The organism is Amycolatopsis stemonae (assembly GCF_054781455.1).
Map to the genome: position 1 here is coordinate 1,006,669 of NZ_BAAGUJ010000002.1, position 22,296 is coordinate 1,028,964.

Genomic DNA, 22,296 nt, shown 5'->3' on the forward strand with positions numbered 1-22,296 from the left:
GGCTCGCAGTTCACCGGAGAAAGGCGTCCGGCACATGCTCTTCAAGAGAACTCTGGCGGTGGTCGCCGCGATGGCGGCCGCGGTCACCGCGGCTCCCGCCCAAGCGACCCCGGCCGTGGACCAAGGCGCACCCGACTACTACGACAGCGGGGTCGCGAAGACCCCGTACATGGGCTGGAACACCTACTACGGCCTCGGCGCGCCCAGCGAGGCGTCGGTGAAGTCCGTCGCGGACTTCCTCGTCTCCAGCGGCCTGCGCGACGCCGGCTACCGCTACGTCTGGATCGACGGCGGCTGGACCGCCCCGGACCCGCGTGACGCCCAGGGGAACCTGCACGAGGACGCCGCGAAGTTCCCGAGTGGACTGTCCACTTTGGTCCAGTATGTGCACGACCGCGGGCTGAAGGCCGGCATCTACACCGACGCGGGCGCCTCCGACGGCAAGAACTGCGCGGCCGGCTCCGGCGGCTACTACGAGCAGGACACCAAGCGGTTCGCGAGCTGGAAGTTCGACGCCGTCAAGGTCGACTTCCTCTGCGGCATCGCGCAGAACCTCAAGCCCGCCGAGGCGTTCACGCAGTTCAGCCAGGCCCTCGCCAAGGCGGGCCGGCCGATGGTGCTCAACGTCTGCAACCCGGTCACTGACGAGTGGGGCACCCCGCACGGGCCCGACCAGGTCGCCGGCATCGCCTACAGCTACGGCCCGCTCGTCGCCGACTCCTGGCGCACCAGCACGGACATCGCCTTCGGCACGCCGTACGAGGGCATCTGGGCGGACGTCCTGCGCAACATGGACGCCAACGCCGCGCACCCCGAGGCGAACGGGCCGGGCCACTACAACGACCCCGACTACCTCATCCCGATGCGCAAGACCGAGCAGGGCACGTACGAGCTGAACGAGGAGGAGTCGACCACCCAGTTCGTCATGTGGTCGGAGATGGCCTCCCCGCTGATCCTCGGCTCGGACCCGCGCACGCTGCCCGCGTCGATGCTGAAGACGTTGAAGAACCCGGAGATCATCGGCGTCAACCAGGACCGGCTGGGCATCCAGGGTGTCCGCGTCGCCACGACCGGCACCACCGACACCTACAGCAAAGTCCTCTCCCAGCGTGGCGACCGGGCGGTCGTGCTGCTCAACCGCGGCGCGGCGCCGACGCGGATGACGCTGAACTTCGCCGACGCGGGGCTCAGCGGCCGGGTGTCCGTTCGCGACCTGCGTGCCCGCGCCGACCGCGGCAGCGCGACCGGCTCGTACGCGGTCACCGTGCCCGCGCACGGCACGGCGTTCCTGCGCCTGCACGGCACCGACCTCGTCCCCGGCGACGACCTCGGCGGGACCGCGTCGGCGAGCCCGGCGATCGTCCGCACCGGCGGCAAGACCGTCACGTTCTTCCGCGACCAGGGCGGGTCGCTGCAGGTCACGGGCCTGGACGGGCCGCGTCAGGTCGGCGGCAGGTTCCTCGGCCAGCCCGCCGCGATCGCCACGCCGGCCGGCCTCGACGTCTACGTCCGCGGCCTCGACAACGCCCTCTACAAGCGCGGCTACGCCCAGCGCTGGGGCGCCTGGCAGCGGCTCGGCGGCACGCTCACCGATTCGCCGTCCGTGACCAGCGACGGCACGGTCTTCGTCCGCGGTGCCGACGGGCAGGTCTGGCAGCGGACCGCGGACGGCCGGTGGTCCGGTCTCGGCGCCCCCGGCGGCAAGCCGATCTACGGCCGGCCGGGCGCGGCGACGTCGAGCAGCGGCACGGTCGTCGCGGTCCGGACCGCGGACGACAGCGTCTGGGTGCGCACGAAGACCGGCGGCACGTGGTCGGACTGGACGTCCATCGGCGGCACGGTCAGCAGCAGCCCGACGCTGGTCGCGGCCGGCGCGAAAGTAGCGCTGACCGCGTCCGCGAGCGACTACACGCTGTGGGCGAATGACTGGACCGGCTCGTGGGCCGGCTGGTTCAAACGGCCGGAGTACCCGAGCGGGAGCATCGTGGGCACCCTCGGCGCGGCGTCGGACGGCGCGTCGCTGTGGTTCGCCGCGCGGGGTCCGGACGACCATGTCCACGTAGCCAAGTTCTAGGAACGGAGAAGGCGATGTCCACGCGTACGGCGGTGGTGACCGGAGCGGCGTCCGGGATCGGGCTGGCGACGGCCCGGAAGCTCCTCGACGACGGCTACCGCGTGCTGGGCGTGGACATCGCCGAACTCCCCGACGGTGTGGTGCCGATCCGGGGATCGGTCAGCGACGAGACGACGTGGGCCGCCATCGGCGAGGTCGACGCCCTGGTCAGCAACGCCTACGTGCCCAGCACCGGGCCGTTGCACGAGATCGGACGGGCCGAGTGGGAGCGCCAGCTCGACGTCAACCTGACCGGCACGTACCTCGCCCTGAAGGCCTGCCTGCCGTCGCTGCGGGCGCGGCGCGGCGCGGTCGTGCTGGTCTCGTCGGTGCACGCGCACTTCGGGCTGCCGGGCCACCCCGCGTACGCCGCGAGCAAGGGCGCGCTGGTCGCGCTGGCCCGGCAGCTGGCCGTCGAATACGCCCCCGGCGTGCGCGTCAACTCCGTGCTGCCGGGGCCGGTGCTCACCGAGGCCTGGAACCGCATCTCGCCGGAAGACCGCGAGCGCAGCGCCCAGGCGACGCCCGCGGGCCGGCTCGGGCAGCCGGACGAGGTGGCGAACGTGATCGCGTTCCTGCTGTCGGACGCGGCGTCGTTCGTCACCGGGGCCGAGCTGACCGTCGACGGCGGCTGGTCCGCCGCCAAGGATTCCGCGTAGATGGGGGACAACGGGTGAAGATCACCGGAGTTGAAACGTTTCTGGTCGCGCCGCGCTGGCTGTTCCTCAAGGTCAGCACGGACGAGGGGGTCAGCGGCTGGGGCGAGCCCGTGGTCGAGGGCCGCGCGGAGACCGTGCGCGCGGCCGTGCACGAGCTGTCCGAACTGCTGATCGGCCAGGACCCGCTGCGCATCGAGGACCACTGGCAGGTGCTGCGTCGCGGCGGGTTCTATCGCGGCGGGCCGGTGCTCTCCAGTGCCTTGGCCGGGTACGACCACGCGCTGTGGGACATCGCCGGCAAGGTCCGCGACGCGCCCGTGCACGAACTGCTCGGCGGCCCGGTGCGCGATCGCGTCCGGGTCTACAGCTGGGTCGGCGGTGACCGGCCGTCCGGCATCCGCGAAGCGGTGTCCGCGCAGGTCGAGGCCGGGTTCACGGCGGTGAAGATGAACGTCGCCGGCCCGCTGACCGCGATCACGTCGCCCGCCGAAGCCGACGCGGCGGTGGCGCGCGCGTGGGAAGCGCGGGAGGTGCTCGGCCCGCACCGCGACCTCGCGATCGACTTCCACGGCCGCGTCTCGCCCGCGATGGCGCGCCGGCTGGTGAAGCTGCTCGAAGACGTCCAGCCGATGTTCGTCGAAGAGCCGATCCTGCCGGAGACGCAGGGCGACGCGCTGCGGTCGATCGTCGAGGCGTCGACCGTGCCGATCGCGGTCGGCGAGCGGCTGTACTCGCGCTGGGAGTTCAAGCCGGTGCTCGACGCCGGGGTCGCGGTCGCGCAGCCGGACCCGTCACACGCCGGCGGCATCTCCGAGCTGCGCCGCATCGGCGCGCTGGCCGAGATGTACGGCGCCGCGCTCGCCCCGCACTGTCCACTCGGGCCGATTTCCCTCGCAGCGTCGCTGCAGGTCGCCTTCGCGACGCCGAACTTCCTGATCCAGGAACAGAGCGTCGGCATGCACTACCACGAAGGTCAGGAGCACCAGTACCTCGTGGATCCGTCCGTCTTCGCCTTCCAGGACGGCTACGCGGCGCGTCCGCTCGAACCCGGGCTCGGCATCGAGGTCGACGAAGCGGCCGTCCGCCGTGCCGACGAGGTCGGGCACAGCTGGCGTTCGCCGGTGTGGCGGCACGACGACGGCGGTCTCGCCGAATGGTGACCTGGCTCGAGCGCGGCGACCTGCGGCTCGGGCTGGTCCCGGAGCTCGGCGGCCGACTGCTTTCGGTTTCCCGTCGGGGCGTGGAGCTGCTCTGGCGCAACGCCGATCTCCTGGCCGACGACCTCCGCGGTGAGTACGCGCCGAACTCCGGCCGGATGGGCGACTGGGTCAACTACGGAGGCGACAAGACGTGGCCCGCGCCGCAGGGCTGGTCCGGACCGCGGGAATGGGCGGGCCCGCCGGACCCGGTCCTCGACTCCGGCCCGTACACCGCGGTCGTCGACGGCGACACGGTGACCATGACCAGCGCCCCGGACCCGCGCACCGGCCTGCGCCTCACCCGCGCGATCACGATCCTCGACGACGGCTACCGGCTGGACCTGCGCGCCTCGAACACGGCCAGGCACCCGGTCCGGTGGGCACTGTGGAACGTGACGCAGCTGCCCGGCGGCGGCACGGTCACGGCGGGCCTCGCCCGGCCGGACGTCGTCGCGCTGGTGTCCGGCACCGGTACGCCGGAGTACACAGTGGACGGTGACCGGCTGGTCGTGCCGCCGCAGGACGTCGTCGGCAAGCTCGGCGTGCCGGGCACCGCGGGCTGGGTGTCCTACGGCGCGTTGACGCTCTCGTTCGCCGTGGACCCGGCCGGCGAGTACCCGGACCGGGGCTCGCCGCTGGAGATCTGGCTGGAGCACCCGCTGCCGTCGCCGCTGGCCGAGCTGGGCGACCTCGACCCGCCCGCGCGGATCGTCGAACTCGAGGTCCTCGGGCCGCTGACGACGCTGGCGCCGGGCGCTTCGGCCGAGTTGTCCCTTCGCGCCACGGTCCGGGAGGATGACGTGTGACCTTCACCGTCAAAAGCCTGACCGCCGCGGTGTTCGCGCTGGTGTTCTCGGCCGCCGTCCCCGTCACCGCCCACGCCGGCGAAGCCCCGGAGTGCCCGGCGAACCTGGACTGCCGTTTCGTGCCGGCGGCGTACGACTGGGCGAGCGACGACCACGGCAACGCCAACGACTACGGCAACTACGACCCGGCGGACCGGCCCGCCGACGGCCAGAAGATCCAGTACATCGTCATCCACGACACCGAAAGCGTCCCCGGCAGCGGCGCGAGCCCGTACGACCAGGCCATCGCGACCTTCCAGAAGCCGTCGAGCGGATCGAGGTCGCCTGGCACGCCGGCAACTGGACGATGAACGAGCACTCGATCGGCATCGAGCACGAAGGCGTCGCGGCGCAGGGCGGCACCTGGTACACCGAGCAGATGTACCGCGCCTCCGCGGACCTGGTGCGCCACCTGGCGGCGAAGTACCACATCCCACTGGACCGGCAGCACATCCTGGGCCACGAGGACGTTTCGCGCGAGCGCACGGCGAACTTCGCCGCTGCGCACTGGGACCCGGGTCCGTACTGGGACTGGAACCACTACATGGACCTGCTCGGCGCGCCGGCCCGGCCGGGTGGCGACCAGGCCGTCACGATCAACCCGGACTACGCGGCCGACCAGCCGCCGATGACCACCTGCACCGGCAGCACCTGCACGCCGTTGCCCGCGCACGGCGCGAACTTCGTCTACCTGCACACCGCGCCGGACGAGGCCTCGCCGCTGATCACCGACGCCGTGGTGCACCCGGACGGCTCGCCGGGCACGACGGCGATCGACGACTGGAGCGACAAAGCCGTCGCGGGCCGCACGTACGCGCTCGCCGGTGAGCAGGGCGACTGGACGGCGATCTGGTACGGCGGCCAGCAGGCGTGGTTCGCGAACCCGGGCCACCGCGTGACCGTTCCGGCCCGCGCCCGGCTGGCGACGGTGTCCTCCCCGGCGCCGCTGTACGGCCGCGCCTTCCCCGAGCAGGCCGAGTACCCGTCGGACATCCCGTTCGACCCGATCTGGACGGTCGGTGCCGTCCCCTGGACGCTGCCCGCGGGCCAGCGCTACGTCGTCACCGGGGAGTTCCGGGCGGAGAACTACTACGCGCGGTTCGACCCGGCGGACGTCCCGGCCAACCACACGCTGGTCACCGGTGCGGCGACGTACCTCCAGCTCTCCTACAACCACCGGCTCGTCTACGTGAAGGCGTCCGACGTGCGGCCCGGCTGACCTGCGCAGGTATCGTGAGGGCGTGACGGACAAGCCCCGCATTCCGAACGTGCTCGCCGCCCGCTACGCCTCGCCGGAGCTGGTCCGGCTCTGGTCGCCGGAGCAGAAGGTCGTCCTGGAGCGGCAGCTCTGGATCGCCGTGCTCCAGGCGCAGAAGGACCTCGGCGTCGACGTGCCCGACGGCGTCGTCGAGGCCTACCAGGGCGTCCTCGAGAACGTCGACCTCGAGTCGATCGCCGCCCGGGAGCGGGTCACCCGTCACGACGTCAAGGCGCGCATCGAGGAGTTCAGCGACCTCGCCGGCCAGGAGCACATCCACAAGGGCATGACGTCGCGCGACCTCACCGAGAACGTCGAGCAGCTCCAGCTGCTCCGCTCGCTGGAGCTGATGCGCACGCGCGTCGCGGCGGTGCTCGCGCGGCTGGCCGCCCTCGCGGTCGAACACGCCGACACCGTCATGGCCGGGCGCTCGCACAACGTCGCCGCGCAGGCCACCACGCTGGGCAAGCGGTTCGCCACGGCGGCCGACGAGCTGCTCGTCGCCTTCGCCCGGCTCGAGAACCTCATCGAGCGCTACCCGCTGCGCGGCATCAAGGGCCCGGTCGGCACCGCGCAGGACATGCTCGACCTGCTCGGCGACGAGTCCACTTTGGACGACCTGGAGGACCGCGTGATGCGGCACCTCGGGTTCGGGCAGCGGTTCGTCAGCGTCGGCCAGGTGTACCCGCGCTCGCTCGACTTCGACGTGCTGTCCACTGTGGTCCAGGTCGCCGCTGCGCCGTCCAGCCTGGCCAAGACGATCCGGCTGATGGCGGGCCACGAGCTGGTCACCGAGGGCTTCAAGCCCGGCCAGGTCGGCTCGTCCGCCATGCCGCACAAGATGAACACCCGCTCGTGCGAGCGCGTGAACGGCCTCGCCGTGGTGCTGCGCGGCTACCTGTCGATGATCGGCGAGCTGGCCGGCGACCAGTGGAACGAGGGCGACGTCTCCGACTCGGTCGTCCGCCGCGTCGCGCTGCCGGACGCGTTCTTCGCGCTCGACGGCCTGCTGGAGACGTTCCTCACGGTCCTGGCCGAGTTCGGCGCCTTCCCGGCGGTGATCGAGCGTGAGCTTGATCGCTACCTGCCGTTCCTGACCACGACGAAGGTGCTGATGGCCTCGGTCCGGGCGGGCGTCGGCCGTGAGACCGCTCACGAAGCCATCAAGGAGAACGCCGTCGCCGTCGCCCTGGAAATGCGTGAGCGCGGCCTCGCCGAAAACGACCTGCTCGACCGGCTCGCGGCCGACGAGCGCATCCCGCTCGACCGCGGCGAGCTCGACAAACTGCTCGCCGACCGGATCTCGTTCACCGGGACGGCGGGCCGTCAGGTCGAGCAGGTGGCCGCGCGCGTCGCCGAGGTGCTCGAGCGGTTCCCGGAGGCCGCGGGGTATGCGCCCCAGCCGATCCTGTGAGCTGACGCACCCGTCCACGGAATGGAACGAATCCACTCGAACGGGCGAAATCCCTAATCTCGATCGCTGACCCACGGAGCGCTGCGAAGCGCATGTCCTCACCATGGAAGAAGCGATGAGATCCACGCTGTCCACCATCACCGCCGTCCTCACCGCGGGCGCGCTGACGCTGACCCTCGCCGCTTGCGGTGGTTCCGACGCGGGGGCGACCACCCTGCGCGTCGGCACCCTGAGCGATGCCCCGCCGTCGATCTACCTGGAGAACGGCCGGTTCACCGGCTACGACAACGAGCTGCTGCGCGACATCGCGAAGCGGGAAGGCTTCGAGGTCGAGTTCGTCGGCACGGAGTTCTCCAGCCTCCTCGCGAGTGTCGCCAGCGGGAAGTTCGACATCGGCAGCTCGACGATCTCCAGCACCGAGGCCCGCAAGAAGACGGTCGCCTTCTCCAACGGCTACAACACCGGCTTCACCACGATCGTGACGGCCAAGGGCGCGAACCTCAAGGACGTCGCCGCGCTGTCGGGCAAGCGGCTCGGCGTCGTCCAGGGCTCGGTGCAGGACGAGCTCGCCGGCAAGACCGCGGGCGCGCAGGTCGTCCGCTTCCCGGACTACAACGCCGGTTTCGCGCAGCTGAAGAACGGCACGCTCGACGGCTGGGTCGTCCCGCAGGACATCGGCAAGAAGTACCTGGACCAGAACCCCGCGGTCCCGCTGGAGCTCGGCTACACCGTCGAGGACAAGGACACGCCGTCGGCGTTCGCGGTCGCCAAGAAGAACACGGACCTGCTGAACAAGCTCAACGACGGCCTGCAGAAGGCCATCGCGGACGGTACGGTCGCCCGCATCTACGGGCAGTTCTACAAGAACACCCCGTTGTCGAAGGAACTCCAGCAGGGCGGGCCCGGCCTCGTCGTGAAGAACGTGGGTGTGTGACGTGAAGAAGCTGATCGTCACGGTGGTGGCCGCCGCACTCGCACTGACCGCGTGCGGCGGGGCGTCGGACAGCGGCAGCACCACCCTGCGCGTCGGGACCCTGAGCGACGCGCCGCCGAACGTCTACCTCAAGGACGGCAACTACACCGGCTTCGACAACGAGCTGCTCAAGGCCATCGCGGCCAAGCAGAACCTGAAGCTGGAGTTCGCCGCGACCGACTTTTCGGCGCTGCTCGGGCAGGTCGCGTCGGGCCGGTTCGACCTCGCCAGCTCGGCGATCGCGCAGACGGACGAGCGCAAGAAGACCGTCGACTTCTCCGCGGCCTACGACTTCGAGACCATGAGCATCCAGGCCAAGCAGGGCACGCCGGTCACCGACGAGAAGGGCCTGGCCGGCAAGCGCGTCGCGGTCATCCAGGCGACCGTCGGCGACCACTGGCTGACCAGCACGGTCCCGGCTGCCCAGGCGGTGCGCTTCCCGGACTACGCCGCCGCGCTGACGGCGTTGAAGACCGGCGCGGTCGACGCGTACATCCTCGACCAGAGCATCGCCGAGAAGAACGTCACCGACAACCCGGACGCCAAGCTGGTCGTCGTCAAGAGCTTCGTCACGGACGTGCCGCACGGCTTCGCGGTGAAGAAGGGCAACGCCGAGCTGCTCGGCAAGATCGACGACGGGCTCAAGCAGGTGATCTCCGACGGGACCTGGCTTAAGCTGCACCAGCAGTTCCTGCCGACCGCTCCGGTGCCGGCCGGGTTCCAGGGTTAGGAGAAGCATGAAGAAGACACTGGTCACGGCGCTCACCGCGACGCTGCTCGCCGCCTTGACCGCGTGCGGCGGTTCGGACAGCGGCAGCGGCACCCTGCGCGTCGGCACGCTGAGCGACTCGAAGCCGAACGCCTACCAGGAGAACGGCAACTACACGGGCTTCGACAACGAGCTCTTGAAGGCCATCGCGGCCAAGGAGGGCTTGAAGCTCGAGTTCGCCGCGACGGAGTTCTCGGCCCTGCTCGGCCAGGTCGCGAACGGCACGTTCGACATCGGCAGCTCGGCGATCTCCCAGACCGAGGCCCGCAAGAAGACGGTCGACTTCTCGGCGCCGTACAACTACCAGGCGCTGGGCATCGAGGCCAAGGAGACCGCGGGCATCACCGACGAGAACTCCCTGGCGGGCAAGCGGATCGGCGTCGTCCAGGGCACGGTGTCGGACACCTGGCTCGGCTCGAACGCGCCGACCGCGCAGGCCGTCCGCTTCCCCAATGACGCCGCCGCCCTCAACGCCCTCAAGACCGGCGCGATCGACGGCGCCGTCTTCGACCAGGCAACCGCCGAGGACTACGCGAAGAACAACGCCGAGGCGAAGCTCAAGGTGACCAAGGCGATCACCACGACCATCCCGCACGGGTTCGCCTTCAAGAAGGGCAACACCGAGCTGATCAACAAGATCAACGACGGCCTGAAGAAGGTCATCGCGGACGGCACGTGGGTCAAGGTGCACGACCAGTTCGAGCCCACCGCGCCCGTGCCGGCGGAGTTCAAGGCGGGGCAGTAGTTCCACAATGGACGACTTCGTCAACACCTTCCTGGACTGGGACTACATTTCGCAGGTCCTCCCGGACCTGGCGAAGACCGGTCTGCTGAACACGCTCATCCTGTCGGTGACGTCCGCGCTGATCGGCACCGTGCTCGGCATGGTGCTGGCGGTGATGGGCCTGTCGACCAAGTGGTGGCTGCGGTGGCCCGCGCGGGTCTACACGGACATCTTCCGCGGGCTGCCGGCCATCCTGACGATCCTGCTGATCGGCCAGGGGCTCGGCACGCTCGCGCGGAACGTCGTGGGCACGAACCCGTACCCGATGGGCATCCTGGCGCTGTCCCTGATCGCCGCCGCCTACATCGGCGAGATCTTCCGGTCCGGCATCCAGAGCGTCGACAAAGGACAGCTGGAAGCCAGCCGCGCGCTCGGGATGAGCTACACCAAGGCGATGCTGCTGGTGATCATCCCGCAGGGCGTGCGCCGGGTGCTGCCCGCGCTGGTCAACCAGTTCATCGCCCTGGTCAAGGACTCCAGCCTCGTCTACGTCCTCGGCCTGCTGGCCGGCCAGCGCGAGCTGTTCCGGATCGGCCAGGACCTCGCGGCGAACACCGGCAACCTGTCGCCGCTGGTCGCCGCGGGTGTGTTCTTCCTGGTGATCACGGTGCCGCTGACGCACCTGGTCAACTACATCGACAAGAAGCTCCGGACCGGCCGCAAGGTGCGCGCCGACGAGCCGGGCGACGACGAGCTGGACCTGCTCGCCAGCGGGAAGGTGGTCTCGTGACCGCGACCCAGGTGCGGTCGTCCAGCGTGGAGCTGCGCGACATCCACGTCACCTTCGGCACGCTGGAGGTCCTCCGCGGCGTCGACCTGAAGGTGGAGAGCGGCAGGACGACCTGCGTGATCGGCCCGTCCGGCTCCGGCAAGTCGACGTTGCTGAGGTGCGTCAACCGCCTGCAGGAACCCGATTCCGGCGACCTGCTGCTCGACGGCGAGTCCGTGATCAAGGCCGACCCCGACGCCCTCCGCCAGCGCGTCGGCATGGTGTTCCAGCACTTCAACCTCTTCGGTCACCGCACCGTGCTGGACAACATCGTGCTGCCGCTGCGCAGTGTGAAGAAGGTCGGCAAGGACGAGGCGACGGCGATCGCCCGCGCCCGCCTCGCCGAGGTCGGCCTCGCGGACAAGGCACCGTACCGGCCGAGCGCGTTGTCCGGCGGCCAGCAGCAGCGCGTCGCGATCGCCCGGGCCCTGGCGATGGACCCCGAGGTGATGCTGTTCGACGAGGCCACCAGCGCCCTGGACCCGGAGCTGGTGAAGGGCGTGCTGAACCTGATGGCGGGCCTCGCCTCGCGCGGGCTGACGCTGATCGTGGTCACGCACGAGATGGGCTTCGCCCGCAGCGTGGCCGACGAGGTGGCCTTCATGGACGCGGGCCGCATCGTCGAGCAGGGCCCGCCCGCCCAGCTCTTCGACGACCCGCAGAGCCCTCGCCTGCAGCGCTTCTTATCTCAGGTGCTGTGACGACCGCTCGCCGTGAAAACCGGGCGCCTGGGCGCCATGTCCGCAGGTAGCCTGCGGACATGGCGAGGATCGCGCGGCTGACGTACTACCCGGTCAAAGGCTGTGCCGGCACCTCGGTGCCAGCCGCCGAGGTCGGCCCGGCCGGGTTGGCGCACGACCGCGTCTTCCAGGTCGTCGCCCCGGACGGCGACTTCCGCAGCCAGCGCCGCCACCCGGGCCTGGCCGCCGTGCGGCCGCAGGTGCTCGGCGACCGGCTGGCGCTGTCCGCACCGGGCCGCGAAGACCTCGTCTTCGACATCCGGCACGACGGCCCGCGCCACCCGGGCTCGACGTTCTCCTGGCAGGGCACGGGCATCCACCAGGGCGCCGAGGCCGCGGAATGGTTCTCGGACCTGCTCGGCCTGCCGTCGGTGCTCATCGGGGTCGCGCCCGACCACGAGCGCGTCACCAGCGGCGAAACCCCGGGCACCGCCGCGTTCGCCGACGGCCACGCCCTGCTCGTCGCATCGGAGTCCTCTTTGGACAACCTGAACTCGCGCATCCTCGAACGCGGCGCGGAACCGGTCCCGATGGACCGCTTCCGCCCCAACGTGATCGTCTCCGGCTGGCTGGAGCCGCACACCGAGGACGAGGTCCGGACGATGACCGCGGGCACGGCCGAGTTCGGCTACGCCAAGCAGTGCGTGCGCTGCACGGTGCCGATGGTCGACCAGGAGACCGGCGAGAAGGCCGGCCCGGAGCCGATCCGCACGCTCGCTTCGTACCGACGTCACCCGGAAGGCGGGGTGACGTTCGGCATGAAGGCCGCGGTGGTGCGCCCCGGTCAGCTCGCGGTCGGCGACGAGGTGATCGTGCACTCCTGGGCGGGCCCGAGCCCGAGCACAGCGGCCGCGGAACCCCCGTTGACGGCCACCGCGAGCCGCCCGGCGGAGTCCGTGTAGAGCACACTCGCTCCGGCCGGCACGTCCGCGAACGTCCGTCCGATCTCGGTGGTCACCGCGACACGCTCGCTGTGTACCGAAACCGCGCCGGACAGGCCCGAGAGCTCCAGGTCCGCCGGCGTCGCCGCGAGCTGGACGTTGCCGAAGTGGTCGACGGTCAGCACTTCCGACACCAGCTTCCCGGGGAACGCCGCCACGAACGGCTCCGGCAGCTCGACGAGCTCGTCGACGCGGTCACCGAAGTCCGACGGCGCCACCCCCAGCGCGAGGTGCGCCGCCGCGGGCGCGAAGACGTCCCGCCCGTGGAACGTCGCCGACGTGACCGGCAGCCGCAGCGACGGCTCGGTCAGCTCGTACGCCGCCCGCACGCCGCCCAGCGCGTGCGCGGCCGGCAGCAGGAGGCCGTTGTCCGGTCCGACGAGCAGCCCGCCACCGGCGACCACGACCACCCCGAGCCGGGCGGTGCCCACCCCCGGGTCGACGACCGCGACGTGCACCCCTTCCGGCAGGTAGGGCACGGTCTGGGCCAGCGCCATCGCGCCGTGCCGGATGTCCTGGGGCGGTACCTCGTGCGTCACGTCGATCACCCGCACGGCGGGCGCCAGCCGCGCGATCACGCCGTGGCAGGCCGCCACGAAGCCGTCGCGGAGGCCGTAGTCGGTGGTCACCGAGATCCAGTCGAAGGCCATGGCAGCATCATCCATGGTGGCGGAGGGTGCCCGTTAGGGTTCAGCGCGTGACACCCCTCCCCACCCTCGCGACCGGCAAGGTCCGCGACCTCTACGCCGTGGGCGACGACCACCTGCTGATCGTCGCGTCCGACCGCATTTCCGCCTTCGAGCACGTGTTCCCCACCGTGGTCCCGGACAAGGGCCGGGTGCTCACCGCGATGAGCGTGTTCTGGTTCCGCGAGCTGGCCGACGTCCTCCCGAACCACTTCGTGGCCTGTGACGGCCCCCTGATCCCGGAGGCCTTCCGCGGCCGCGCGCTGCTGGTCGAGCGGCTCCGCATGCTGCCGGTGGAGGCCGTCGTCCGCGGCCACCTGGCCGGCCGCGGGTACGCGGAGTACCGCAGGTCCGGGTCGGTGTGCGGGATCGCGCTGCCGCCCGGGCTGGCCGAGTCGGACCGGCTGCCCGAGCCGATCTTCACGCCGTCCACCAAGGCACGACCCGGCGAGATCGACGAGCACCTCGACTTCGACACCTTCGCGGCCATCCTCGGCCGCCCGCTCGCGGAGCAGGTCCGCGAAGCGTCGCTGGAGCTCTACCGCCGGGGCGCCGCGCGCGCCGCCGAGCAGGGCCTGGTGCTGGCCGACACCAAGTTCGAGTTCGGCACCCGCGCGAACGGCGAACTCGTGCTCGCCGACGAGCTGCTGACCCCGGATTCGGCGCGCTACTGGCCGGCCGGCGGCCACCGGCCCGGCCGGCCGTCGTTCGACAAGCAGCACGTGCGCGACTGGCTGGTCGGCCCGTCATCGGGCTGGGACTGCGTGTCCGAGCTGCCCCCGCTGCCGCCCGACGTGGTGATCGCCACGCGCGACCGCTACCTCGAGGCGTACCACCGCGTCACGGGCCTTTCCCTGGCAGACTGGCCCCGTGATCCTGCTGATCTGCGGCAGCCTGCGGGCAGGCTCGGGCAACGCGGCGGTGCTGGGGACCGTCGCGACGCTCACCGCGAGCAAGACGTACCCCGGACTTGCCGACCTGCCGCACTTCAACCCGGATGACGACCGCGACCCGCTGCCCCCGGCCGTCGCCGAGCTGCGGGAAGCGATCAAGGAAGCCGACGCGATCATGGTCTGCACGCCCGAGTACGCGGGCGGCCTGCCGGGCTCGTTCAAGAACCTCCTGGACTGGACGGTCGGCGGAGGCGAGATGTACGGCAAGCCGGTGGCGTGGATCAACGCGTCGTCGATAGCGGCGCCCACGGGCGGCCGCGACGCCCACGACTCGCTGCGCAAGGTGCTGACGTACGCGGGCGCCCGCATCGTCGAGGACGCCTGCGCGCGGATTCCGGTCTCCCGCGCGGACGTCGCCGACGGCCAGGTCGCCGACCCCGACCTGCGTGGCCGGATCGCGGTGGCGGTGCAGCGCCTGCGCGAGGGCGTTTGAGCGTCCGAGGAGCCCGTCCGGAGCCTTACGGCAACGGACGCTCGCCCGTTCTACGCAGTTCACGGGAGCGTCAGACGGGTGCGTCCCAATGGTGGGGTGGACGCTCGCTTGCTGGTTTCGCTGTCGGGAATCACCCCGCGCACGCTGCACCGGTGCGCCGACCTCGCGGCCGAGCTCGACCGCCGCAAGGTCCCGTTGTCCGTGCTGTACGCCGCTCGCACCGGCGAAGGCCCCGTGACGGAGTGGGTGCGCACCCGCGCCCGCAGGGGAGATTCCGTGCTGCTGCACGGGTACGACCACACCGTCGCGCCCACGCACCGCACGGTGTACCTGGGCAAGAAGGCGGAGTTCGCGACGCTGCCGGCCCACGAAGCGAGGCTCCGGCTGATCGCCGCGAAGGCCGCGCTGGACAACGCCGGCCTCTCGGTCGACGGCTTTGCGCCGCCGCGCTGGATCGCTTCCCAGGGCACGCTGCAAGCCTTGGCTGAGCACGGCTTCCGCCTGTGCGCGGACCTCGGTGCGGTGCGCGACCTCGTGACGGGCGAGGTGCGCCGCGCGCGCGTGCAGGAGTTCACGAGCCAGTCGCACCGGACCGAGACGGTCCGCTGCTTCGCGCTCGTCCTCGCCGCCGCGCGCTCGGCTCGCCGGGGCGGGTTGGTCCGGCTGGGGGCGGAGGCCGCGGACCTCACCCGCCCCGGCCTCCGGCAGGCGTTGCTCGACGCGGTCGACGTCGCGCTGGAGAACCGGGCGTTCGGCGCGACCTACGGTTCGCTGCGCGCGGTCGCGGCCTGAGTCGTCGTTTCTCTCTGGAGTTGTCAATCATCGCCCCCTGCCGGGGGTTCGAGCCCGGGGCTGGATCAGTGCGCCGGGTTCGGGTCGAGGAGCACGTCGAGCCGTCCGAAGGCCGTGTCGACCGCCGGTGCGAGCGCGCCCGCGTCGGCGCCGGCGAGCCGGCTTCCGGCCTGGTAGCAGGCCACGGCGATCTGCGCCGCCAGTACCGCGACCTCCCGAGGCGCGCCTCTCTCCAGCAGGATCGCCTCGCCCAGCTCGGCGAACCGCTGCAGTTTCCGCGCGCTGCGGTCCTTGAGCTCCGTGTTCTGTTCCACGAGCCGCTGGTGCATTTCGTAGTGCCTGGCATCCGCCGTCGCCTCCGCGCACACGTCGAGCACCAGGCCGCGGACCTGGTCCAGAGCCTCCGGAAGGCTCTGGGGTGCCTCGCCCGGCAGCGCCCGCTGCCGCTCGGCCAGGTGGTCCAGTAACTCCTGCTCGTCCGAAAACACCACCTCCTGCTTGTCACCGAAGTACCGGAAGAACGTCGTGCGCCCCACCTCTGCGCGTTCGGCGATGTCCGTGACCGTGACATCGGTGAAGCCGCGCTCCGCGAACAGCTGGAAGGCCGCTTCCACGATCTGCTCGCGGGCCTGCTTCTGCTTCCGTTCCCGCAGCGAGGGGCGTTGTTTCATGAACACAGACTAGCGGAACCGGTATCGAGTCCGCTACGGTACTGAGTACCAATTCGAATCGGGTACCTGATCGAGTGAAGGGGCGAAGTCATGACCGAACCGGCGAAGACACTGCTCATGACCGGCGCCAGCCGGGGACTCGGCCGGGCCGCGGCGGAACGACTGCTGCGCGACCGGCCGGACCAGTTGCTGCTCGTCTTCGTGCGCGGCGAGGAGGCCGGCGGGCGGCTCACGCGTGAACTGGCCGCGAGCACGGGAAACCCGAACGTCCGCGCGGTGTCGTGCGACCTCGGCTCCCTGGCGGAGGTGCGTAAAGCGGCCGAAGACGTGCGGAAACTGCTCGACCGAGGGGAGATCCCGCCGCTGGCCGGCCTGCTGGCCAACGCGGGCGTGCAGATGGCGTCGGCCACGAAGGCGACGGCGGACGGGTTCGAGGCCACGTTCGGGATCAACGTCCTCGCGAACTACCTGCTGCTGCGCCTGCTCGCCGACCGGTTCGAGCCGGGCGCGCGCGTCGTGGTCACCGGCAGCGAGTCACACTTCGGCGACTTCCGGCACAACCTCGGCCTCGTCCCGGCGCCGCACTGGACCGGCACGCGCAGTCTCGCCAAGCCGGGCACCGGTCCGGAGGCCGGAACGGTGACCGCGGGCCGCCGGGCGTATTCGACCAGCAAGCTCGGCGTGCAGTACCTGGTGCACGCGCTCGCGAAGCGGCTGCCCGGGATCGACTTCTACGCGTACACCCCGCGGCTGGTCCCGGGCACCAGCCTGGTCCGCGACGCGAGCGCGATCCAGCGCTTCGGGTTCCGGTGGCTGCTCCCGGCGTTGTGGGCGACACCCATCGCGTCGAGCCCGCAGACCGCGGGCGCCAAGCTAGCCGCGGCGATGACCGTACCCAGGCCGGCTGAATCCGGGGCGTACCTCGACCGCGGCGTGGTGGTGCCGTCGTCGAAGGAGTCCTACGACGAGGAGCGGGAGGAGGAGCTGTGGCGTGGTGCGGCCGAGTTGTGCGGCGTGCCGGCGTAGTGACCGGCACGCCGCGAGGACTAGAACTTCGCGGGTTCGGCCCGGTCGAGCACCTTGACCTCGGTGCCTTCCGGCGCGAGGTTGCCGAACAGGCCGTAGTGCAGGGCCGGGTTGGCGAGCACGGCTTCGTGGATCGGCACCGCGACCCGCGGCGCCACGGCGCGCAGGTAGTCGACCGCTTCGCCGGCCTTCAGCCACGGCGCGCCCGTCGGCAGGCCCAGCACGTCGACCTTCTGCTCGGGCACGAAGAACGAGTCGCCGGGGTGGAAGAACGCGCCGTCGTCGAAGACGTAGCCGATGTTCGGGATCACCGGGATGTCGGCGTGGATGACGGCGTGCTCGCCGCCGACGGCCTTGATCGAGGTGTCCCCGACGGCGAAGGCGTCGCCGACGTTCGCGACGTCGAACGGCAGGCCCAGCTTCTCGATCTCGGGCGCCGAGCCCGGGTCGACGATCAGCTTGGCGTCCGGGTTGGCCTCGAGGACCTTCGGCAGGCGGTCGACGTCCAGGTGGTCGAAGTGCTGGTGGGTGACCAGCACGGCGGACAGTTCGCGCTCACCCTCGAAGCCCGTGGAGAACGCGCCGGGATCGATCAGGATCCGCTCGGAGCCGGTCTCCAGCAACAGGCAGGCGTGTCCGAAATGGACGATACGCATCGATGCTTCTCCTTCGCACGTGGACGATTCCAGCCTAGTCCTGCTTCGTCAGGCGGGCCGCGTGCCGAGGAGCCGGTGCCGGACGCCGTCGAGGTCGGCGCGGCCGACGCCCGCCGCGAGCAGGTACTGCTCCGCGTCGAAGCCGTCGAGCGTGCTCAGGATGAGGGCTCGCGTCGTGGTTTCCCGCTCGGCGAGAAGCGACTCGATGACCGGTCCTTGGTCCGCGACGCCCATCTTGGCGAACAGCCCCGGCAGTGCCCCGGCCGAGAGGTCGTAGTCCGCGGCGATCGCGCCGGGTTCGACGCCGGCCAGGGCCAGGAGCAGCAGCGCCACCAGGCCGGTCCGGTCGCGCCCGGCGCCGCAGTGGAACAGGATCCCGCCGGGGCCCGACCGCGCGATCGCCTGGATGACGGCCGCGCAGCGATCGGCTTTCCGTTCGAGGAAGAGCGGGTAGTAGAACGGGGTGCCGTTCAGCCGTGCCTCGTTGATGCGGCGCCAGAACTCGAGGTCGTCGATGTCGTCGAGGGGCGCCTCCACGCGGTCGATGTCCGGCGGAGCCGGCGCTCCGGCCGTCGCGGGCGCGAACTGCGCCGAACCCGCCAGGGCTGTCCGGTCGTCCGCTGTCGGCCGGATCTCGTCGGGGTTGCGCAGGTCGATGACGGTGCGAACGCCGGCGCGGTGCGCGCGGGACCAGCCCGCGGCCGTCGCGAAGCGCAGGTCCGCCGCCCGGAAGAAGGCGCCGCGGCGGGTCGGCTGCCCCGATCGAGTCGGCAGCCCGCCGAGGTCCCGGGTGTTGAAGAAGCCTTCCCAGTCCACTGCCCGGCTCGTGTCCATCCGACGAGCATCGCCCATGCGTCAGAGTTTCCCGGTGAGCAACGCGTCGCCGAGCTCGGTCCGCCGGTACAGCACCCGGTGGCCGCGGCGTTCCGACGCCAGCAGGCCCGCCGCACGCAACGCCGTGAGGTGCGCGGAAACGGTCGCGGCGGCCAGGCCGTGGCGCCGGGCCAGCTCCGTGGTCGCCGCGGGCCGGTCGAGCGCGGCCAGCAGCAACGCCCGCGTCCGGCCGAGCACCTCGGCCAGCGGTTCGGGTGGCGCCGTGGCCGACGTCCACAGGGAGGCCACCCCGCGAGCCGGGTAGAGCAGGGAGATCTGCCACGGCGGGACCGTCACGACCCCGACGTTCGGCCAGGCGAACACGGCCGGGATCAGCAGCAGTCCGCGCGAGTCGATCTCCAGCCGTTCGCGCGCCCGGACGTCGATCAGGACGGACGTCCCGGAAAGCCGGACGCGCGGGTGGAGCTCCTCGAGCATCGCGACGATGCCGCCCGAACCCAGCTGCCGCGTCCGGAACGCGATGTCCGCGGCCAGCAGCTCGCGCAGGCGCGGCCACTCCGGCGCGAGCAGCGTGTGCCACACCGTCTCGAGCTGGTCGGCCAGCAGGTCGCGCGCGGCCGCCGGGTCTTCCGGCAGGAGCGAAAGGTCGGCGTCGACCATCCCGAGCTCGAGCGCGACCTGGTGCGGCGGTGTCGCGCGGACCGCGCGCAGCTGCGCTTCCGCCGTCGTCTCCGGGCTGGTGGGCGGCGGGCTGAGGAACTCGGTGATGTAGTGCCGCGCGCTCAAGACCGCGGTCAGCTCGGGCACGTCGAGGGCGGGCACGCCGGTCGCCCACGGCAGGTTCACCGGGTGGCCGCGGACGCCGAGCAGCGTCTGGACGGCGCCGAGCACCTCCTCCAGCGGCGAAATCGCGAACCGGACGCGCTGGGCGCCGGCCGCGGTCAGAACCAGCTCGATCATCGCCGATTCGTCCTCACCCGAATCAGTGTGCCGCAGAATCGCGCCGCGCGAACGTGTGGACATGTCGTTGTTCACCCATCGCGCCTACTGGCGCTGGTCGGCGGGCGTCCAGTTCGCCCGGCTCCCGGCGACCATGGCCCCGCTCGCGTTCACCCTCCTGACCACGGCGACGACCGGCTCGTACCGGCTCGGCGGTGTGCTGATGTCGGTTTACGTCGCCGCCGAGATGGCTTGCGCGGTACCGGTCGGGCGGCTGCTCGACCGCGTCGGCCCGGCGCGTGGCTTGCCGGGGCTGCTGCTCCTGACGGCGGCCGGGTTCGTCGTCCTCGCGTTGGCCGCCGACGCGCCCGCGCCCGTCCTGGTCGCGCTCGTCCTGCTGCCCGGTATCTCGGGTGGGGCGCTGTCCGGCGGGTTCCGGACGTTGCTCGCGGACACCGTCGACGACGAGCTGCTGCCCCGCGCGATCTCGGTCGACGCGATGCTCCTCGAAGGCGTGCTGATCGGCGGCCCGGCGCTGGTCGCCGTGCTCGACCTGGTCGGCACGTTCGTTCCGCTGATCGCGATGGCCGCCGCATGCGTGGCCGCGGCGGTGCTGGTCCCGCGTCGCACGAGTGCACACGAACGGGTGGAATCCGCGAAGGACGTCCCGCCCGCGCGGCTCGTCACCTACCTGCCGTGGCTGTGCTGCGCGTTCACCGTCGGGCTGCTGCTCTCGACGATCGAGGTCGCGCCGCTGCCGTTGGTCCAGCGCCTCGGCGCACCCGAGACGGCCGCGCCGGTCGTGATCGCCGTGCTGAGCGGGGCGAGCATCGCGGGCAGCGCGCTCTACGCGTGGCGGGGGAAGACCGGTGACCCGCGGCTGTTCCTGGGCGGCTTCGTCGTCGGCGGACTCGCCCTCGCGGGCGACTTCGGCTGGGCCGGCCTGCTCGTGTCGATCGCCCTGATCGGCGGGTGCACCGGGCCGCTGGTGGCCGCGACATCGGTCAACCTGCAGCGGCTGCTGCCGAAGAACCGCAGGTCAGCAGGGTTCTCGTTGTCCTTCACGGTCCAGGCGTGCGGGTTCGGGCTCGGTTCGCTGGCGGTCGGCGTGCTGCCGTTGTGGCTCGCGCCGTTGTTCGGTGTCTTTGCCGCGGCGATCGCCGGTGGAATGCTGGTGCGGAAGCCCGCACGAGCTATTGGCACACTGTCAGTAACGTCGTAACCTGGGCTGACCCGCGACCTCCAGGGAGACGCCGATGACTGCCGTCCAGCCGAAGCCGACGTCGGTCGGCGAGACCTTCGACTCGCTGAGCCCGGCGACCGACGAGGTGGTCGGAACCTACCCGATCCACACGGCCGAAGACGTCAAGTCGGCAGTCGAGCGCGCCCGCGTCGCGGCGCAGTGGTGGGCGGACCTCGGCTTCGCCGGGCGCGCGGAGCGGCTCCGAAGCTGGAAGGGCGTCCTGACGCGCCGGCTGCCGCAGCTGTGCCAGGTCGTCCGCGACGAGACGGGCAAGCCCATCGCGGACGCGCAGCTCGAGAGCGTCCTCGCCATCGAGCACATCGCGTGGGCGGGCAAGCACGCGAAGAAGATCCTCGGGAAGCAGAAGCGGTCCGCGGGCCTGCTGATGTCGAACCAGGCGGCGACCGTCGAGTACCAGCCGCTGGGCGTGGTCGGCGTGATCGGGCCGTGGAACTACCCGGTGTTCACGCCGCTCGGCTCGATCGCGTACGCGCTGGCGGCGGGCAACGCCGTGGTCTTCAAGCCCAGCGAGTACACGCCGGGCGTCGGGAAGTGGCTGGTCGACGCGTTCGCCGAGGTCGTGCCGGAGCAGCCGGTGCTGCAGCTGATCACGGGCTTCGGCGAGACGGGCGCGGCGCTCGTCGGCGCCGGCGTCGACAAGATCGCCTTCACCGGCTCGACGGCCACCGGCAAGCGGATCATGGCCGCGGCGGCCGAGACGCTCACCCCGGTCGTCATCGAAGCCGGCGGCAAGGACCCGGTGCTGGTCGACGCGGACGCCGACCTCGACGCCGCCGCGGACGCGACGGTCTGGGGCGCGTTCTCCAACTCCGGCCAGACGTGCATCGGCGTCGAGCGCGTGTACGTCCACGAGAAGGTGCACGACGAGTTCGTCGCGAAGGTCGTCGAGAAGTCGAAGGACGTGCGCGCGGGTTCGGACGAGGCCGCGCAGTACGGCCCGGTGACGATGCCGTCGCAGCTGGGCGTGATCAAGCGCCACATCCAGGACGCGCTGGCCCGCGGCGGCAAGGCTGTCCTGGGCGGCGAGGACTCGGTCGGCGACCGCTATGCCCAGCCGACGGTGCTGGTCGACGTCCCGGAGGACTCCGAAGCGGTCACCGAGGAGACGTTCGGCCCGACGGTGACGATCGCGAAGGTCAGCACCATGGACGAGGCGGTCGAGCTCGCGAACAACACGAAGTACGGCCTGGGGTCGACGGTCTTCTCGAAGTCCCGCGGCGTGGAGCTGGCGGAAAAGCTGCGCACGGGCATGACGGCGATCAACGCGCCGCTTTCGTTCGCGGGCATCGCGTCCCTGCCGTTCGGCGGCGTCGGCGACTCGGGCTTCGGCCGCATCCACGGCCCGGAGGGGCTCCGCGAATTCGCCCGGACGAAGGCGATCGCGCGACAGCGCTTCACGGCGCCGCTGACGCTGACGTCGTTCAGCCGCAAGGAGTCGACGGACGCGCTGGTCGCCAAGCTGGTGACGATCCTGCACGGCAAGCGCTGAGCGGGCCGCGGCCCCCGGTATCCAGTTTAGTGCGGGGCACTGACAGTTCCGGGGCTGTGGAGGCGAGTTGTCCACAGCCCCGGGCCTGG

At 71.3% G+C, this 22,296-nt stretch carries 24 protein-coding genes; 19 read left to right on the forward strand and 5 right to left on the reverse strand.

Going from position 1 to position 22,296, the window contains the following annotated elements; translation table 11 throughout:
- The first annotated feature begins 34 nt into the window (after positions 1-34).
- From ACYVLJ_RS11060 to ACYVLJ_RS11120, 13 genes are all read left to right on the forward strand, one after another.
- Positions 35-2,074: a hypothetical protein gene (locus ACYVLJ_RS11060; protein ID WP_460438518.1), complete on the forward strand. Its 2,040-nt coding sequence runs from the start codon at positions 35-37 to the stop codon at positions 2,072-2,074.
- A 14-nt stretch (positions 2,075-2,088) separates the two neighbouring features.
- Complete coding sequence (locus ACYVLJ_RS11065) at positions 2,089-2,772, forward strand: SDR family NAD(P)-dependent oxidoreductase (protein ID WP_460438519.1); 684 nt, start codon at positions 2,089-2,091, stop codon at positions 2,770-2,772.
- A gap of 14 nt (positions 2,773-2,786) precedes the next feature.
- On the forward strand, positions 2,787-3,932 hold the full coding sequence (gene dgoD, locus ACYVLJ_RS11070) for a D-galactonate dehydratase (protein ID WP_460438520.1): 1,146 nt from the start codon (positions 2,787-2,789) through the stop codon (positions 3,930-3,932).
- Entirely contained in the window at positions 3,926-4,777 is an 852-nt protein-coding gene (locus ACYVLJ_RS11075; protein ID WP_460438521.1) for a DUF4380 domain-containing protein, read from the forward strand. The genes dgoD and ACYVLJ_RS11075 overlap by 7 nt, the downstream gene beginning before the upstream one ends.
- On the forward strand, positions 4,774-5,127 hold the full coding sequence (locus ACYVLJ_RS11080; protein WP_460438522.1) for a hypothetical protein: 354 nt from the start codon (positions 4,774-4,776) through the stop codon (positions 5,125-5,127). Before ACYVLJ_RS11075 ends, ACYVLJ_RS11080 begins: the two co-directional genes overlap by 4 nt.
- On the forward strand, positions 5,124-6,035 hold the full coding sequence (locus ACYVLJ_RS11085; protein ID WP_460438523.1) for an N-acetylmuramoyl-L-alanine amidase: 912 nt from the start codon (positions 5,124-5,126) through the stop codon (positions 6,033-6,035). The genes ACYVLJ_RS11080 and ACYVLJ_RS11085 overlap by 4 nt, the downstream gene beginning before the upstream one ends.
- Positions 6,036-6,057: 22 nt before the next feature.
- Positions 6,058-7,488, forward strand: a complete 1,431-nt coding sequence (purB, locus tag ACYVLJ_RS11090; RefSeq protein WP_460438524.1) for a lyase family protein — start codon at positions 6,058-6,060, stop codon at positions 7,486-7,488.
- A gap of 115 nt (positions 7,489-7,603) precedes the next feature.
- Positions 7,604-8,422: an ABC transporter substrate-binding protein gene (locus ACYVLJ_RS11095; RefSeq protein WP_451969705.1), complete on the forward strand. Its 819-nt coding sequence runs from the start codon at positions 7,604-7,606 to the stop codon at positions 8,420-8,422.
- A 1-nt stretch (position 8,423) separates the two neighbouring features.
- Positions 8,424-9,191, forward strand: a complete 768-nt coding sequence (locus ACYVLJ_RS11100) for an ABC transporter substrate-binding protein (protein ID WP_451969704.1) — start codon at positions 8,424-8,426, stop codon at positions 9,189-9,191.
- A 7-nt stretch (positions 9,192-9,198) separates the two neighbouring features.
- A complete protein-coding gene (locus ACYVLJ_RS11105; protein ID WP_460438525.1) occupies positions 9,199-9,975 on the forward strand; it encodes an ABC transporter substrate-binding protein in 777 nt (258 codons plus the stop codon).
- 7 nt (positions 9,976-9,982) lie between these two features.
- On the forward strand, positions 9,983-10,744 hold the full coding sequence (locus ACYVLJ_RS11110; protein WP_451969700.1) for an amino acid ABC transporter permease: 762 nt from the start codon (positions 9,983-9,985) through the stop codon (positions 10,742-10,744).
- On the forward strand, positions 10,741-11,484 hold the full coding sequence (locus tag ACYVLJ_RS11115; RefSeq protein ID WP_460438526.1) for an amino acid ABC transporter ATP-binding protein: 744 nt from the start codon (positions 10,741-10,743) through the stop codon (positions 11,482-11,484). The genes ACYVLJ_RS11110 and ACYVLJ_RS11115 overlap by 4 nt, the downstream gene beginning before the upstream one ends.
- 59 nt (positions 11,485-11,543) lie before the next feature.
- Positions 11,544-12,425 (forward strand): MOSC domain-containing protein, encoded by an 882-nt coding sequence (locus ACYVLJ_RS11120; RefSeq protein WP_460438527.1) that lies wholly within the window; start codon positions 11,544-11,546, stop codon positions 12,423-12,425.
- Here ACYVLJ_RS11120 and ACYVLJ_RS11125 read toward each other — a convergent pair.
- Positions 12,308-13,114, reverse strand: coding sequence for an SAM hydrolase/SAM-dependent halogenase family protein (locus ACYVLJ_RS11125; RefSeq protein WP_451969905.1), 807 nt, complete (start codon positions 13,112-13,114; stop codon positions 12,308-12,310). The two genes, ACYVLJ_RS11120 and ACYVLJ_RS11125, sit on opposite strands and share 118 nt — an antisense overlap.
- A gap of 47 nt (positions 13,115-13,161) precedes the next feature.
- Between ACYVLJ_RS11125 and ACYVLJ_RS11130 the strand changes: the two genes are divergently transcribed.
- From ACYVLJ_RS11130 to ACYVLJ_RS11140, 3 genes are all read left to right on the forward strand, one after another.
- Complete coding sequence (locus ACYVLJ_RS11130; RefSeq protein WP_460438528.1) at positions 13,162-14,151, forward strand: phosphoribosylaminoimidazolesuccinocarboxamide synthase; 990 nt, start codon at positions 13,162-13,164, stop codon at positions 14,149-14,151.
- Positions 14,072-14,536: an NADPH-dependent FMN reductase gene (locus ACYVLJ_RS11135; protein WP_451969693.1), complete on the forward strand. Its 465-nt coding sequence runs from the start codon at positions 14,072-14,074 to the stop codon at positions 14,534-14,536. The genes ACYVLJ_RS11130 and ACYVLJ_RS11135 overlap by 80 nt, the downstream gene beginning before the upstream one ends.
- Before the next feature lie 96 nt (positions 14,537-14,632).
- Complete coding sequence (locus tag ACYVLJ_RS11140) at positions 14,633-15,328, forward strand: DUF2334 domain-containing protein (protein WP_451969691.1); 696 nt, start codon at positions 14,633-14,635, stop codon at positions 15,326-15,328.
- Between the two features lie 65 nt (positions 15,329-15,393).
- Here the strand turns inward: ACYVLJ_RS11140 and ACYVLJ_RS11145 are convergent, their stop codons facing one another.
- Positions 15,394-15,999 (reverse strand): TetR/AcrR family transcriptional regulator, encoded by a 606-nt coding sequence (locus ACYVLJ_RS11145; RefSeq protein WP_451969690.1) that lies wholly within the window; start codon positions 15,997-15,999, stop codon positions 15,394-15,396.
- 90 nt (positions 16,000-16,089) lie between these two features.
- Here ACYVLJ_RS11145 and ACYVLJ_RS11150 point away from each other — a divergent pair, with 90 nt between their 5' ends.
- Positions 16,090-17,025: a Rossmann-fold NAD(P)-binding domain-containing protein gene (locus ACYVLJ_RS11150; RefSeq protein WP_460438529.1), complete on the forward strand. Its 936-nt coding sequence runs from the start codon at positions 16,090-16,092 to the stop codon at positions 17,023-17,025.
- Between the two features lie 20 nt (positions 17,026-17,045).
- Here ACYVLJ_RS11150 and ACYVLJ_RS11155 read toward each other — a convergent pair whose 3' ends face one another.
- From ACYVLJ_RS11155 to ACYVLJ_RS11165, 3 genes are read right to left on the reverse strand one after another with little or no spacing between them, the layout of a single operon-like run.
- A complete protein-coding gene (locus tag ACYVLJ_RS11155) occupies positions 17,046-17,681 on the reverse strand; it encodes an MBL fold metallo-hydrolase (protein ID WP_451969686.1) in 636 nt (211 codons plus the stop codon).
- Between the two features lie 48 nt (positions 17,682-17,729).
- Positions 17,730-18,533, reverse strand: coding sequence for a tyrosine-protein phosphatase (locus ACYVLJ_RS11160; RefSeq protein WP_460438530.1), 804 nt, complete (start codon positions 18,531-18,533; stop codon positions 17,730-17,732).
- Positions 18,534-18,536: 3 nt separating this feature from the next.
- Positions 18,537-19,475, reverse strand: a complete 939-nt coding sequence (locus tag ACYVLJ_RS11165) for an ArsR/SmtB family transcription factor (RefSeq protein WP_460438531.1) — start codon at positions 19,473-19,475, stop codon at positions 18,537-18,539.
- A 61-nt stretch (positions 19,476-19,536) separates the two neighbouring features.
- On the opposite strand from ACYVLJ_RS11165, the gene ACYVLJ_RS11170 reads away from it, so the two are divergent.
- Both ACYVLJ_RS11170 and ACYVLJ_RS11175 read left to right on the forward strand, forming a co-directional pair.
- Positions 19,537-20,676: an MFS transporter gene (locus ACYVLJ_RS11170; protein ID WP_460438532.1), complete on the forward strand. Its 1,140-nt coding sequence runs from the start codon at positions 19,537-19,539 to the stop codon at positions 20,674-20,676.
- 34 nt (positions 20,677-20,710) lie between these two features.
- Positions 20,711-22,207, forward strand: a complete 1,497-nt coding sequence (locus ACYVLJ_RS11175; RefSeq protein ID WP_460438533.1) for an aldehyde dehydrogenase family protein — start codon at positions 20,711-20,713, stop codon at positions 22,205-22,207.
- Positions 22,208-22,296: the final 89 nt, after the last annotated feature.

Excerpts from the sequence above, each read along its gene's own strand:
- ACYVLJ_RS11175 (WP_460438533.1), top strand. The coding sequence starts at position 20,711 with ATGACTGCCGTCCAGCCGAAGCCGACGTCGGTCGGCGAGACCTTCGAC.
- ACYVLJ_RS11075 (WP_460438521.1), top strand. The coding sequence starts at position 3,926 with ATGGTGACCTGGCTCGAGCGCGGCGACCTGCGGCTCGGGCTGGTCCCG.
- ACYVLJ_RS11165 (WP_460438531.1), bottom strand. The coding sequence starts at position 19,475 with ATGATCGAGCTGGTTCTGACCGCGGCCGGCGCCCAGCGCGTCCGGTTC.
- ACYVLJ_RS11085 (WP_460438523.1), top strand. The coding sequence starts at position 5,124 with ATGAACGAGCACTCGATCGGCATCGAGCACGAAGGCGTCGCGGCGCAG.
- ACYVLJ_RS11150 (WP_460438529.1), top strand. The coding sequence starts at position 16,090 with ATGACCGAACCGGCGAAGACACTGCTCATGACCGGCGCCAGCCGGGGA.
- ACYVLJ_RS11125 (WP_451969905.1), bottom strand. The coding sequence starts at position 13,114 with ATGGCCTTCGACTGGATCTCGGTGACCACCGACTACGGCCTCCGCGAC.
- ACYVLJ_RS11145 (WP_451969690.1), bottom strand. The coding sequence starts at position 15,999 with ATGAAACAACGCCCCTCGCTGCGGGAACGGAAGCAGAAGCAGGCCCGC.
- ACYVLJ_RS11095 (WP_451969705.1), top strand. The coding sequence starts at position 7,604 with ATGAGATCCACGCTGTCCACCATCACCGCCGTCCTCACCGCGGGCGCG.
- ACYVLJ_RS11120 (WP_460438527.1), top strand. The coding sequence starts at position 11,544 with ATGGCGAGGATCGCGCGGCTGACGTACTACCCGGTCAAAGGCTGTGCC.
- ACYVLJ_RS11170 (WP_460438532.1), top strand. The coding sequence starts at position 19,537 with ATGTCGTTGTTCACCCATCGCGCCTACTGGCGCTGGTCGGCGGGCGTC.
- ACYVLJ_RS11110 (WP_451969700.1), top strand. The coding sequence starts at position 9,983 with ATGGACGACTTCGTCAACACCTTCCTGGACTGGGACTACATTTCGCAG.
- ACYVLJ_RS11065 (WP_460438519.1), top strand. The coding sequence starts at position 2,089 with ATGTCCACGCGTACGGCGGTGGTGACCGGAGCGGCGTCCGGGATCGGG.
- ACYVLJ_RS11060 (WP_460438518.1), top strand. The coding sequence starts at position 35 with ATGCTCTTCAAGAGAACTCTGGCGGTGGTCGCCGCGATGGCGGCCGCG.
- ACYVLJ_RS11105 (WP_460438525.1), top strand. The coding sequence starts at position 9,199 with ATGAAGAAGACACTGGTCACGGCGCTCACCGCGACGCTGCTCGCCGCC.
- ACYVLJ_RS11160 (WP_460438530.1), bottom strand. The coding sequence starts at position 18,533 with ATGGGCGATGCTCGTCGGATGGACACGAGCCGGGCAGTGGACTGGGAA.
- ACYVLJ_RS11155 (WP_451969686.1), bottom strand. The coding sequence starts at position 17,681 with ATGCGTATCGTCCATTTCGGACACGCCTGCCTGTTGCTGGAGACCGGC.